Origin of the sequence: Arthrobacter sp. TB 26 (assembly GCF_000427315.1) — a bacterium.
Classification (GTDB): domain Bacteria; phylum Actinomycetota; class Actinomycetes; order Actinomycetales; family Micrococcaceae; genus Arthrobacter.
Genome location: NZ_AUPJ01000493.1, coordinates 5,521 through 17,881, shown reverse-complemented (window position 1 = coordinate 17,881; position 12,361 = coordinate 5,521). Strand labels below are relative to the sequence as shown.

Annotated in this window: 12 protein-coding genes and 1 tRNA gene (1 of these 13 cut by a window edge); 7 read left to right on the top strand and 6 right to left on the bottom strand. The window is 67.0% G+C overall.

Annotation, left to right across the window (positions count from 1 at the left end):
* Window positions 1-78: 78 nt before the first annotated feature.
* On the bottom strand, window positions 79-666 hold the full coding sequence (gene orn / locus K789_RS0119415) for an oligoribonuclease (RefSeq protein ID WP_024368205.1): 588 nt from the start codon (window positions 664-666) through the stop codon (window positions 79-81).
* 201 nt (window positions 667-867) lie between these two features.
* Between orn and mptB the strand changes: the two genes are divergently transcribed.
* Complete coding sequence (mptB, locus tag K789_RS0119410; protein WP_024368204.1) at window positions 868-2,424, top strand: polyprenol phosphomannose-dependent alpha 1,6 mannosyltransferase MptB; 1,557 nt, start codon at window positions 868-870, stop codon at window positions 2,422-2,424.
* On the opposite strand, the gene K789_RS0119405 is transcribed toward mptB, so the two are convergent.
* The gene (locus K789_RS0119405; RefSeq protein WP_024368203.1) at window positions 2,417-3,097 is read right to left on the bottom strand and encodes a DNA alkylation repair protein; all 681 of its coding nucleotides are present in this window, start codon (window positions 3,095-3,097) and stop codon (window positions 2,417-2,419) included. The genes mptB and K789_RS0119405 overlap by 8 nt on opposite strands.
* 44 nt (window positions 3,098-3,141) lie before the next feature.
* On the opposite strand from K789_RS0119405, the gene map reads away from it, so the two are divergent.
* Complete coding sequence (gene map / locus K789_RS0119400; RefSeq protein ID WP_024368202.1) at window positions 3,142-3,906, top strand: type I methionyl aminopeptidase; 765 nt, start codon at window positions 3,142-3,144, stop codon at window positions 3,904-3,906.
* On the opposite strand, the gene K789_RS0119395 is transcribed toward map, so the two are convergent.
* Together K789_RS0119395 and K789_RS26295 are read right to left on the bottom strand one after the other, a co-directional pair.
* The gene (locus K789_RS0119395; protein ID WP_024368201.1) at window positions 3,887-4,531 is read right to left on the bottom strand and encodes a GNAT family N-acetyltransferase; all 645 of its coding nucleotides are present in this window, start codon (window positions 4,529-4,531) and stop codon (window positions 3,887-3,889) included. The two genes, map and K789_RS0119395, sit on opposite strands and share 20 nt — an antisense overlap.
* A 20-nt stretch (window positions 4,532-4,551) precedes the next feature.
* Complete coding sequence (locus tag K789_RS26295) at window positions 4,552-5,067, bottom strand: LapA family protein (RefSeq protein WP_024368200.1); 516 nt, start codon at window positions 5,065-5,067, stop codon at window positions 4,552-4,554.
* 245 nt (window positions 5,068-5,312) lie between these two features.
* Between K789_RS26295 and K789_RS0119385 the strand changes: the two genes are divergently transcribed.
* Complete coding sequence (locus tag K789_RS0119385; RefSeq protein WP_024368199.1) at window positions 5,313-6,329, top strand: magnesium and cobalt transport protein CorA; 1,017 nt, start codon at window positions 5,313-5,315, stop codon at window positions 6,327-6,329.
* Window positions 6,330-6,410: 81 nt separating this feature from the next.
* Here the strand turns inward: K789_RS0119385 and K789_RS0119380 are convergent.
* Window positions 6,411-6,486 (bottom strand) — tRNA-Arg (locus K789_RS0119380).
* A 664-nt stretch (window positions 6,487-7,150) separates the two neighbouring features.
* Between K789_RS0119380 and K789_RS0119375 the strand changes: the two genes are divergently transcribed.
* The gene (locus K789_RS0119375) at window positions 7,151-7,726 is read left to right on the top strand and encodes a single-stranded DNA-binding protein (protein WP_024368198.1); all 576 of its coding nucleotides are present in this window, start codon (window positions 7,151-7,153) and stop codon (window positions 7,724-7,726) included.
* Window positions 7,727-8,011: 285 nt separating this feature from the next.
* Window positions 8,012-9,694 carry an energy-dependent translational throttle protein EttA gene (ettA, locus tag K789_RS0119370; RefSeq protein WP_024368197.1) on the top strand — a complete coding sequence of 561 codons (1,683 nt, stop codon included), beginning with the start codon at window positions 8,012-8,014 and terminating at the stop codon, window positions 9,692-9,694.
* A gap of 163 nt (window positions 9,695-9,857) precedes the next feature.
* Here the strand turns inward: ettA and K789_RS0119365 are convergent, their stop codons facing one another.
* Window positions 9,858-10,838, bottom strand: coding sequence for an acyl-CoA thioesterase (locus K789_RS0119365; RefSeq protein ID WP_024368196.1), 981 nt, complete (start codon window positions 10,836-10,838; stop codon window positions 9,858-9,860).
* A gap of 63 nt (window positions 10,839-10,901) precedes the next feature.
* Between K789_RS0119365 and K789_RS0119360 the strand changes: the two genes are divergently transcribed.
* Both K789_RS0119360 and K789_RS0119355 read left to right on the top strand, forming a co-directional pair.
* A complete protein-coding gene (locus tag K789_RS0119360; protein ID WP_024368195.1) occupies window positions 10,902-11,579 on the top strand; it encodes a hypothetical protein in 678 nt (225 codons plus the stop codon).
* 194 nt (window positions 11,580-11,773) lie between these two features.
* Window positions 11,774-12,361, top strand: partial view of a Pr6Pr family membrane protein gene (locus K789_RS0119355; protein WP_024368194.1) — the 5' portion only. The gene runs 123 nt beyond the window's last position; only the first 588 of its 711 coding nucleotides appear in the window; its start codon is at window positions 11,774-11,776; the stop codon falls past the right edge of the window.

The window sequence follows — 12,361 nt, the reverse complement described above, 5'->3', positions numbered from 1 at the left end:
ATAGCTTACCTGTTCTTCGGAGCAGCTTTTGCCACTTTTGGGATTTTTGCCAATTTTTTCCGCAAAACGTGGCGCAGATTACTCCGCCGGGGCCGGTTCCTCCGCCGTTCCCATCACTTTCTTGGCGATCCGCTGCGCCGTGGCGCTGTCCGGCCCCGGTGCGGGCACAAAGACGGCCTCGCGGTAGTAGCGCAGCTCGTCAATGGAATCCTGGATGTCGCCGAGGGCCCGATGTCCGCCGAGCTTGGCGGGGGACTGGAAGTAGGCCCGCGCGTACCAGCGGCGGGAGAGCTCCTTGATGGTGCTCACGTCAATGACCCGGTAGTGCAGGTGTTCCACCAGCTCCGGCATGTCGCGGACCAAGAAGACACGGTCGGTTCCCACCGAGTTGCCGCCCAGCGGAGCCTTTTTCGGATCGGGCACCCACTTCTTGATGTAGTCCAGGACGATGGCCTGGGCCTCGGCCATGGTTTTGCCGTGCGGGAGTTCCGCCAGGAGCCCGGAACGGGTGTGCATGTCGCGGACGAAGTCGTTCATCTGCGCCAGCGCGGCGTCATCGGGCTTGATGACGACGTCGACGCCGTCACCGAGGATATTAAGCTCCGAGTCCGTCACCAGCGCGGCCACCTCGATGAGGGCGTCGTTCGTGGTGTCCAGGCCGGTCATTTCGCAGTCGATCCAGACGATGCGTTCATTAGATATAGGCACGCGCCAAGCCTACCGTTTCGCCGCCGCCGGGCGGTCCGGTGCTAGGATTTCGGGTACGCGGGCGTCGAAATTTTTCGTCATCGCGGCGCGCCCCCCGGCCGGTTCAAACGGCCGGCTGAGGGCGGAAATGTGCCCCACAACAGATTGGACGATCCTGAGATGACGGCGCCTGTGCCTGCGGCGGGGAAAACGGCTGCCGGCACGTCCCCGGCGCCAGCTGTTGCTGAAGTGGACAATGCCCGTTCACCGCTTCTGGCAGGATTCATCGGCTCTCTCTTTATGGCGATCGGTTCGCTCGGCGTGGGCTGGCTCGCACCGGCCTCCGAGCTCCGCCGCGTGCCGCTGTTCATCTGGATGCGCACCGAGGCAGTCGGCGTCGGGCTGTGCATTGTGCTGCTCGCCGTCGGCGGGATGCTCCTCGTCCGCGCCTGGCTCCGGCTCGGCCAGCGTGTGAGGGTCTGGGGGGCGGAGGCCCGCAAGGCCACGCTGCAGGCGGTTGTCCTGTGGGGGCTGCCCCTCATGTTCTCCGTTCCGCTGTTCAGCCGCGACGTCTACGCCTACATCGGGCAGGGCCGCCTGATGGTGGAGGGCTTCAACCCGTACGAGAACGGCATCTCCGCGCTGTCGAACTATTTCCAGCTCGGCGCCGACAAAATGTGGACCGAGGCGCCGGTACCGTACGGCCAGTTCTTCCTCTGGATCGAGCAGTTCGTCGTCTGGTCCACCAACGTGCATCCCGAGGGCAGCATTATGCTGTTCCGCCTCGCTGCGCTGGTGGGGATCGTCCTGTGCATCATCTACGTCCCGAAACTCGCCGAACTGCACGGCGTCAACCCGCACCGCGCCCTCTGGCTCACCGCCGCCAACCCGCTCTTCCTCACCAACTTCATCGCAAGCGTCCACAACGACGCCCTGATGATCGGCCTGGCCCTGGCCGGGCTGTACTACTGCGCCACCCGGCGTGTCATCCTCGGCCTGGTCCTCGTGACCCTGTCCATCTCGGTCAAGCCCATCACGATCGTCTTCCTGCCCTTCATCGGCCTGCTCTGGGCGGGTAAGAACGCCAGCTGGCCGCGGAAGTTCGTTTTCTGGGGGCTCACCGCCGGCATCAGCCTGGCACTGTTGTACGCCATGAGCCTGGTCAACGGCTTCGGCTTCGGCTGGATCAACGGACTTTCCGCCCCCGGCAGCATCTGGATCTGGTACGCCCCCGTCGGTCTGCTGGGCCTCGTGGTTGCCTCCATCTTCAACGCTTTCGGACTGGACGGGTGGGGGCTGGCCAAATGGGTGTACGACGCCGGCAAGCTGCTGGCGCTCGGCATCATCGCCTGGCAGATCTTCCGCGGTGACTATGACCGCCTGATCCGGCGTCTCACCCTGGCGTTCGCCGCCGTCGTCGTCCTCGCCCCGATGATCCAGTCCTGGTACGTCGTCTGGCTCATCCCGCTCTTCGCCGTCACCGGCATCCGTGACGACTGGCAGGTCAAGGCCCTGTACTTCATCGTGTCGTTCTTTATGGTGTACGCGATCTCGGACCAGCTGGAAGTCTTCCCCTACCTGCAGACCGCGGATCTCGGCCTGGCGCTGGCCCTGGCACGCAACGCGGCCGCGATCATTGCCCTGCTCTTCGCCCTGTACCTGATCTTCCTGGACCCCAAGACCAAGCTGCTCTTCAGCAAGTCGGAGGAACCGGTCACCACCCGCCCGGTCATCTAAGCTTACGCAGCGCCTCCCGGCGGGACAGCGGGCTGAGTGCATCGCCGTGCCGTGCCGCGAAGTCCCGGACCCAGTCCGGATCCGTGGCGGCGTAGTCACGCAGGGCCCAGCCAATTGACTTCCGGATGAAAAACTCGGGGTCGGCCAGGTTGGGTTCGATGACCGCGGCGAGCAGCGCAGGGTCTGTCGCGGATTTGGCACCCAGTTGCGCCGTGATGGCGGCCCGCCGGATCCAGAAGTCCGCGTCCGTGCTCCAGCCGAGCAGTACGCGGGTCATGGCCTCCCGGTGTGTCTGCAGCAGTTCGCACAGCCGGTGCGAGACTCCGTCCACCAGATCCCACCAGGCGCCGCTGCGGATGATCTCCTCGTAGAGCGGGAGCATGCTCAACTCGCCCGCGGCCAGCCTCAGACCCGTCAGATCGATGGCCGCGTAGCGTTCCTCCCGCCAGCTTGCACCCCGCCACAGCGCCAGGACGTCGGACTGCAAATCTTCGAGGGAACCGGGAGGCAGCTCCCTGGCGGCGGCCTTAACGATCCGCCGGACCTCCGGAACCCGGACCCCCAGGGAGGGCATGTCGGATTTCATATAGGCCTGCGCCCCCGCGGCCCGGGCGGGATCGGCTGCCGCGCGCAGCCGTGATCGGATCGCGGACATCAGCTCAGGGTTGGCCATGGGGCAACTTTAGCCACGCCACGGCTGGCCCTAGAGTTGAGGGCATGTCGATGATCAAGACCCCAGCCGAGATTGCCCTGATGCGCGAAGCCGGCCGGGTGGTGGCCACCACGCTGGAACGCGTCCGGGAGGCGGCCGCCGTCGGAGTGTCCCTGAAGGAACTGGACGAGGTGGCCGCGGCGACGATTGCGGCCGCCGGAGCGACGCCGGCCTTCCTGAACTACAAGCCGCGCTGGGCGTCGGTGCCGTTTCCCGGGGTCATCTGCACGTCCGTGAACGACGCCGTGGTGCACGGCATCCCCAATGGCTACCGGCTCCAGGACGGCGACCTGCTCAGCGTGGACTGCGGCGCGTTCCTTGAAGGCTGGTGCGGGGACGCGGCCGTCAGCTTCATCGTGGGCACGGCCGACCCGGTGGACCAGGCCCTGATCGACGCCACTGACGCTGCCCTCGCCCGCGGCATCGAGGCTGCCCGGCTCGGCAACAAGATGGGGGACCTCGGCTACGCGATCGGCGGGGNCCGCCGCGCCGGCTACGGGCTGCTGGCAGACCACGGCGGCCACGGGATCGGCAAGACCATGCACGCCGAGCCGCACGTACCCAACGACGGCCGGCCCGGCCGCGGCATCAAGCTGACCGAGGGCCTGGTCATCGCGATTGAGCCGATGCTGATTCTGGGCGGCAAGGACGATTACTTCCACGACGACGACGAATGGACCCTGCGCTCGGCCAACGGCCGCCGCGCCGCCCACAGCGAGCACACCGTGGCCATCACGAAGGACGGACCGGTCATCCTGACCCTGCCTTAGGGCCGGCGGCGCCGGACGGGGCGGCCAGGCGGACGACGGCGCGTCCCGGCACCGCGTCGCTGACCACTTCGAAGCCGGCCGCCAGAAAAAGGCCCAGGGTGCCGTGATAGAGGTCTGCCGGTCCGGCCTTGGGCCGCTGCGCCGGATCGACCGGATACCCTTCCACCACCGTCGCGCCGTGGCCGAACGCGTGCCCGACGGCGGCTGCAAGCAGCTCCCGAGCCACGCCGGTCCTGCGGTGGCCGGGGGAGACAACAAAGCAACTCACGGACCACACCCGGTCCCCGCCGGGTTCCCGCACCACCTCAGGGTCCGCCGCCGTCAAAACCTTCGAGCGGAGGATCCGGGGATAGCACCCGCGGGGCTCGACGGCGCACCAGCCCACCGGGTCACCGCCACGGAACGCCAGCACCCCCGGAGCGGGCCCGCCGCCGTCGAACTTGGCCCGCAACTGGTCCTTCCGCTGCTCCGGGGTCGACGCGGACCACTCGGGTCCGGTCAGGGCGAAGAACCGGCACCAGCAGCGCGAGGGCTCGCCGCGGACGCCGAAGAGGCGTTCGACGTCCGGCCAGTCCGCCGCGGCGGTGGTCAGCGCTGCCTGCCCGTGGGGTTCTGCTAAGCCCATGGAACTGTCCTTCGCCGGCGTCAGCGCGCGCGCGTCCCCGGGCTGGCCTGTCGGCTGACGCGCTGGCGGTGCGCGGCAAGGCGCAGCTGAATGATCCGGGCGGCCCCGGCGATGGCGACCAGCACGCCGCCGCCGACCGCCGCGATGAAGAGCGCGATGCCGAGGGGGACGGCCCCGGCCAGGCCAAAGAACTTAACCTGCACGTATTCCTGGTTCTGCAGGATGAAAGCGATGAGCAGGATCAGCACCACCAGCGCGCAGGCAACCGCGGCCCAGACCATGCCCGCACGGGTGACGTGGCGCGGTTCCGGGGCAGGAGCCGACGTTTCGGGCGTTTCGGCGCGGGGAGTTTCCGCGCCCGGCGCCGGGGTTGCGGCGGCGGGCGGACCGGTCACAAGATCGGTGCCGCTTGCCGGTCCCTCTGCGGGGTACCCCGCCTCGGCAGAGCCGGACGGGGCGTCAGCAGGCACCGGGTACCGGGCGGTCACGTCCTCGTTGGGATCGTGGGGATCAAATCCCTGGGGTGTCTGGGTCATGGCGGCCGTACCTTTCGGTTGCGGGCAGGGCCCACAGGTTTTTCCTGCTGTCCTGCCTGTCCCTTCAATCCTAAGCGTGCTGATTGCCGGCGGAGGGTAGATGCGGCAAGGACGCGCGGCAACAACCGGCGGGCCGGCTGCGGCCCTGTTCCGCGCGCGGTTCCGGGAAGGCGCGGGTTGTTGGCACCGGGCGGACGACGGTATAGCGTCACAGCCAAGGGATGCCTGGTGGAGGAGGCTCGGCCGTGAGCATTGTCGACAACGCGGTATACGTGGATGGTCACCGGACGGCAGACCCGGAGAGCCTCGACGAGACGTACTTCATCCTGCGGCAGCGCCAAGGCATGGCCTGGATCGGGCTTTACCGGCCCGATGCGGACGAGCTGCGGTCCGTGGCCGAAGAATTCGATCTGAACCACCTGGCCGTTGACGACGCGCTCGCCGGCCATCAGCGGGCCAAGCTGGAGCACTACGGCGAGACGCTCTTCCTGGTGCTGCGCCCGGCCCGGTATCTGGACGAACTGGAGCAAGTGGAGTTCGGCGAGATCCATGTCTTTGCCGGCGAGGATTTTGTGGTCACCGTCCGCCGCGCCGAATCGCCGGATCTCGCACGGGTGCGCCGGCGGATGGAATCCCAGCCAGAGTTCCTGGCCCTCGGTCCGGACGCCGTCCTCTACGCGATCCTGGACCAGGTCGTGGACGAGTACGAGCCAGTGGCTGCCGGCCTGGAAAACGACGTCGATGAAATCGAGGACGATCTCTTCGCCGCTGACCCGGGCGTGTCCCGCCGGATCTACGAACTCTCCCGCCAGGTCATTATGTTCCAGCGGGCGACGGCGCCCCTGATCATGATCCTGCAGTCGCTGATGGTCGAAGCGCCGGACCACCAGCCCCGTCCCGAGTTGCAGGACCACTACCGGGACGTCCTGGACCATGTGCTGCGGCTCAGTGAGCGCGTCGCGGCCTTCCGCGCGCTGTTGCAGAATGCGCTCGCGGTCAATGCGGCGCTCGTGGCCCAGCGGCAGAACGATGAAATGCGTCTGTTGACGGAGTCGAGCTACGCCCAGAACGAGCAGGTCAAACGGATCTCCTCCTGGGCGGCCATCCTGTTCGCCCCGACGCTGATCGGCACCATCTACGGCATGAATTTCCGCACCATGCCCGAACTGGACTGGGTCTTCGGCTACCCGATGGCCCTGGGCCTGATGATCGGCATGGGCCTGGTGCTGTATTGGACGTTCAAGCGCAACAAATGGATTTAGCGGTCACTTCGCGCCGCCGCATTCGCCGGCCGAAATTCGGCTCTGACCTGCGGAAAGTTCCGGCAGGCCAGAGCCGCACTCTGGTGCCCCAGGAGGGAATCGAACCCCCGACCGGCGGATTAGAAGGCCGCTGCTCTATCCCCTGAGCTACTGGGGCACGTCGGCGTACCTGCCCGGCTGCTGCCGGGGGACGCCTCCAAGAGTTTACCGTGCCCCGCACGACTCCGCTGTCAGGAACACCCGCGGTGTCCGCGCCCGCGGGTTCCCGGACACCGGCTCCTCGGTGCTCGGACGCGGGCCTGGCTCATTTGCCACGAATGGCCGCTTTGGGGCCGGGCATTCCGGCCGTTTGTGGCAAACGGGCGGGCGTGTGTGCTGGTTGGGGTTGCCTGCACGCCGAGTTGCCACGAATGGCCGCTTTGGGGCCGGGCATTCCGGCCGTTTGTGGCAAACGGGCGGGCGTGGGTGCTGGTTGGGGTTGCTTGCACGCCGAGTTGCCACGAATGGCCGCTTTGGGGCCGGGCATTCCGGCCGTTTGTGGCAAACGGGCGGGCGTGTGTGCTGGTTGGGGTTGCTTGCACGCCGAGTTGCCACGAATGGCCGCTTTGGGGCCGGGCATTCCGGCCGTTTGTGGCAAACGGGCGGGCGTGGGTGCCAATTGCCGGCACGCCAATGCCGAATTCCGAGGAGGAGTGCAACACCTCCCGCGGCTGCCTGGACCGGGTTTTCCACATGGCGCACTTCGGCCCTCGCGGCGGGCTCTCACCGGCGCGAAGCTGGAGGAGCCTGCTAGGGCACACATTTCGAGACAGGACATGAGCATGAGTGACAACATCACGGTCCGTGGCTTCGTCGCCACGGAGCCCAAGAGTTCGACGACGCCGGGCGGCGTGGCGACGGCGAACTTCAGGCTGGGTTGCACCGAACGGCGCTACGACCGCGCGACGAACACCTGGATTGACGGGAACATTAACTGGTTCACGGTCCAGGGCTACCGGCAGCTGGCAGGAAACATCGGCTGCAGTATCAAGAAGGGCCAGCGGGTCATCGTCGTGGGACGGCTCAAGATGAGGAGCTGGGAGAATGACGGGCGGATCTACCACGTGGCCGAAATCGACGCCGAGTCCGTCGGCCATGACCTCATGTGGGGATCCGCCAACTACATCCGCACTGCTGGCAACGGTCCCCAAACTGTTGCAGCCCCCGCCGGTTCGTCGACGGCAGACCCCGATGGCCGCCGCGAGGGGAACATGGAGGACGACCAGAACCACCCGGACCACGAGGGGAGCGACGGCGATGACGGACCGGCCACCCACTCTGTCTTCGTCGACGACGCCACCGGCGAAGTGGCGGAGCTCGATGAGGAGACGGGCGAACTGAAAGGGGCCGCCGCCTGAACGGCACCGGGCGTGCCCGTCTCTGTGCTGAGGTCATACCGCCGGCACTGCTCAGCCGCGGTGCGGCGCCCGTCCTTGCCAGGTTCAGCGCTAGGGTGCTGGTCCTGGTAGCGGCGGTCGGGTGCTCGGGGCGGTCGATGGGTGGCGGCGCCGGCTCCACCTCGCCCGTTGTCCCAGCCGGCACCTCAGCCGGACCCCTGCGGGGCTGGACTCAGCCGCAGCCGGGCAGTACATCAGGACCGCAGGAATGTGAGTTATCCCGGCCGAACCACTAGATTTGTAGGCATGGCGGAATTTATCTACACAATGACCAACGCCCGCAAAGCTGTTGGCGAAAAACTCATCCTCGATGACGTAAGCATGTCCTTCTTCCCGGGGGCCAAGATCGGCGTTGTCGGCCCGAATGGTGCCGGTAAGTCCACCATTCTGAAGATCATGGCCGGGCTGGACACACCCTCCAACGGTGAGGCCCGGCTCAGCCCCGGTTACACGGTCGGCATCCTGCTGCAGGAGCCGCCGCTGAACGAGGACAAGACCGTCCTGGGCAATGTCCAGGAAGGTGTCGGCGAGATCTACGGCAAGATCCAGCGCTTCAACGACATCTCCGAGGAGATGGCGAACCCCGACGCTGACTACGATGCCCTCCTTGAGGAAATGGGTCAGCTGCAGGAAGCGATCGACGCCGCCGATGCCTGGGATCTCGATTCCCAGCTGGAGCAGGCCATGGACGCCCTCCGCTGCCCGCCGCCGGAAGCCGACGTTACCCTGCTCTCCGGTGGTGAGCGCCGCCGCGTCGCCCTCTGCAAGCTCCTGCTCCAGAAGCCGGACCTGCTGCTCCTCGACGAGCCCACCAACCACCTCGACGCCGAGAGCGTGCTCTGGCTCGAACAGCACCTCTCCAACTACCCGGGCGCCGTCCTCGCTGTCACCCACGACCGGTACTTCCTCGACCACGTGGCCGAGTGGATCGCCGAAGTGGACCGCGGCCACCTTTACCCGTACGAGGGCAACTACTCGACGTACCTCGAGAAGAAGCGCGCCCGCCTCGAAGTCCAGGGCAAGAAGGACGCCAAGCAGGCCAAGCGCCTCACCGAGGAACTTGAGTGGGTCCGCTCCAACGCCAAGGGACGCCAGACCAAGTCCAAGGCCCGTCTGGCGCGCTACGAGGAAATGGCCGCCGAGGCCGACCGCACCCGCAAACTCGACTTCGAAGAGATCCAGATTCCGCCGGGACCGCGCCTGGGCGGCCTCGTCCTGGAAGCGAAGAACCTGCAGAAGGGCTTCGAGGACCGCACCCTGATCGACGGACTCTCCTTCACCCTGCCCCGCAACGGCATCGTCGGTGTCATCGGCCCCAACGGCGTCGGCAAGACCACCCTGTTCAAGACCATCGTCGGGCTCGAACCCCTCGACGGCGGCGAGCTGAAGATCGGTGACTCCGTCAAGATCTCCTACGCGGACCAGAGCCGCGGCGGCATCGACCCGAACAAGACCCTGTGGGAGGTCGTCTCCGACGGCCTCGACTACATCCAGGTCGGCCAGGTCGAAATGCCGTCCCGCGCCTACGTCGCCGCCTTCGGCTTCAAGGGCCCGGACCAGCAGAAGAAGGCCGGAGTGCTCTCCGGCGGTGAGCGCAACCGCCTGAACCTGGCACTGACCCTCAAACAGGGCGGAAACCTGCTGCTCCTCGATGAGCCCACCAACGACCTCGACGTCGAGACCCTCAGCAGCCTCGAAAACGCCCTGCTCGAATTCCCGGGCTGCGCCGTTGTGGTCTCGCACGACCGCTGGTTCCTGGACCGTGTGGCCACCCACATCCTCGCCTATGAAGGCGACGAGGAGAACCCCTCCAAGTGGTACTGGTTCGAGGGCAACTTCGAATCCTACGAGGAGAACAAAGTCGAACGCCTGGGCCCGGATGCAGCCAAGCCGCACCGCGTGACCCACCGCCGCCTCACCCGCGACTAGGTTCCCGGCTTAGGCCGCGAGGAATAAGCACGGAACAGGAAGGCCGGCTCCCCACTGGGGAGCCGGCCTTTTCGCTTGGCAGCGGCAGCGGCAGCGGCAACGGCAAGCGGCAAACGGCAAGCGGCAAGCGGCAACAGGGCAACCGCGCCCGAACCTGCGGGGATCAGCCGCGTTCGGCCTTGCGCATCTGGTGCTCCAGGACCTTGGTCTGGACTACGCCCTTGACCTTGCTCTTGAGGTCCGTGGGAACCCGGATCATGCCTTCCTGCGCCACAGTGGCCACATGCTGGCCGTCGCGGCTGAAGATCTTGCCGGTGGCCAGGCCGCGGGCGCCCTGGGCGCTGGGGGACTCCTGGACGTAGAGCATCCACTCGTCCACCCGGACCGGCCGGTGCCACCACATGGCGTGGTCCAGGCTGGCCACGGACATGCCCGGGGTAATCCAGCTCATCCCGTGCTTGCGCAGGATGGATTCCAGCAGGGTGTAGTCGCTGGCGTAGGCCAGGGCGGCGCGGTGCAGTTCCGGATCATTGGGCATCGGTCCGAACGTCTTCATCCAGACGGCGTTGCGCGGTTCCTTTTCGCCCTTGGCCGAGACGTACAGCGCCGGATCAACGTGCCGGATGTCGAACGGCCGCTCATAGGCCCAGTGGCGTGCCACCGGATGGTCGAACTTGCCCAGCAGGTCCGCTGTGCTGGGCAGTGACTCCGGCCCCGGGATGCCGGCCGGCATCTCGGACTGGTGCTCGATTCCCTCGTCCTCATCCTGGAAGGAGGCGATCATGGACAGGATGGGCATGCCCTCCTGGTACGCATGGACACGCCGGGCGGAAAACGAGCGGCCGTCCCTCAACCGCTGGACACCAAACGTGATCGGCTTGTTGGCATCCCCCGGACGCAGGAAGTATCCGTGCATGGAGTGCACGCCGCGCCCCTCGGGAACCGTCCGGCTGCCGGCGATCAGGGACTGCGCCAGCACCTGGCCGCCAAACACGCGGTGCCGGGGCTGCTGCTGCGAGGGGCCCATAAAGATGTCCTCGTCCGTCCGGGCACCCTCCAGTTCACCGAGGTTCAGCAGTTGGAGGAGCGAGGAGGTGGGGTCCTGTGTCGGCGGACCCTGCAATCCGGCTTCGGCTTCAGTCATGGTTCGACTCTAGACGTCCCTCCGGCACCGCCCCAAAGAGGCACAGCCGGTAGAGTCGAGATTGTGTCAGACGTCCTAACCCAGCCCCTGCAGTTCACCGATCCCCGCGACCTCGCAGATCTGCGTACCTTCGCCACCCGCGCCAAGTCGATCGACGACGGCGCGATCCGCCTTCAGGCGTCCGGCCAGGTGCTCGCGGCCTACGTGTGTGTGCTGCGGCCGCGGCTGCTGGGGGAGTCGACGCCCACGATCCTAGGGCTGCGGACAATGGCCCTGGCGCAGCCGGCGGACACGGACGTCACGGTCCCGATCTCTGCGGTGCTGGACCGGCTGGAACGCGCGGGGGAGGACGCAGTTGAGCTGCCGCTGCCGCCGGTGACCGTCACCGAATCATGGGCCGGTGTCGGTGCACCCCGGACCGGGTGGGAGGCCGTGGCCACGCTGCCGGATTCCGCCCTCCGCCGGTCCGCCGAGGCCGGTATCACGGAGATCGCCGCCATCATTCCGGATAAACCCGGCGCCTTGATCGTCAACAACGCCCGCGCCACGGTTTGGGGCAGGGACCTGCCGGGTGCCGGCGGACTCCCGCTGGGCGCCGCCTTCGCCGCCCTCACCCTGGGCTTCCTGGCCGACGGTGAACAGCAGCTCTACCGTGCCGGACGCTGGTTCCGGCTCAGCGGGGCCCGGGGGCACGTCCTGGCCCGCACCGGTTCGGGCCTCCAGGGTTCCGCCCAGGAGTGATGCGCTCCTTGGGCGGACGCGCCGGGGACGCTTGCAGCCCGGATACCCGACCGGGTATTATTGAGACAGAAAGACCCCGGAGGCATTCCCCCAAGTGCCTCCGGGGTCTTTCCACGTGTTTCACCAGGCTCCGGAAACAAGGAAACCAAGCAACCGGAAACGCCCCTTCTTGACGGGACTGCCATACTGGGCGCATGAGCGGAATGTCGGTGCTGGATCCCCCGGTTGAGCGACACCTTGGCTTCAACGATGCACTGCATCCGGACCGCTTGTGGATCCGCGCCCTCCGCATCGCGGTCGGCATCGTCGTCCTGGCCGCACTCGTCCGGAAGACGTACGATGGGACATTCCCGGGCAATGACGTGGACATCGCCCAGCTCTATTCGGAATTCACGGTCCAGTCGAACCTTGCGCTCGGACTTGTGCTCGTCGCATCCGCCGCCCTGCCGCGGACCCGGCTGCCGGACTGGTGGGACCGCTTGTTCGGTGCGCTGGCTTTGTACCTGGTGATGACGGGCCTCATCTACGTCGTGCTCGTGGCCCCGCCGGGTGAGCCGTGGTGGAGCCTGGACATGTACTGGCCCCAGCTTGTGCACCACCGCGTGGCTCCGCTGTTCGCCGCGCTCGACTGGCTCCTGGTCACGAGAACCGTGCGCGGCACCTGGCGGCGGCCGCTCGTGTGGCTCGGCTACCCTGCCGCCTTCCTCGTCTTCTCCTGGCTGCGCGGAGCCATCGACGGCTGGTACGTCTACGACTTCCTCGATCCGACGCTCGACGGCGGC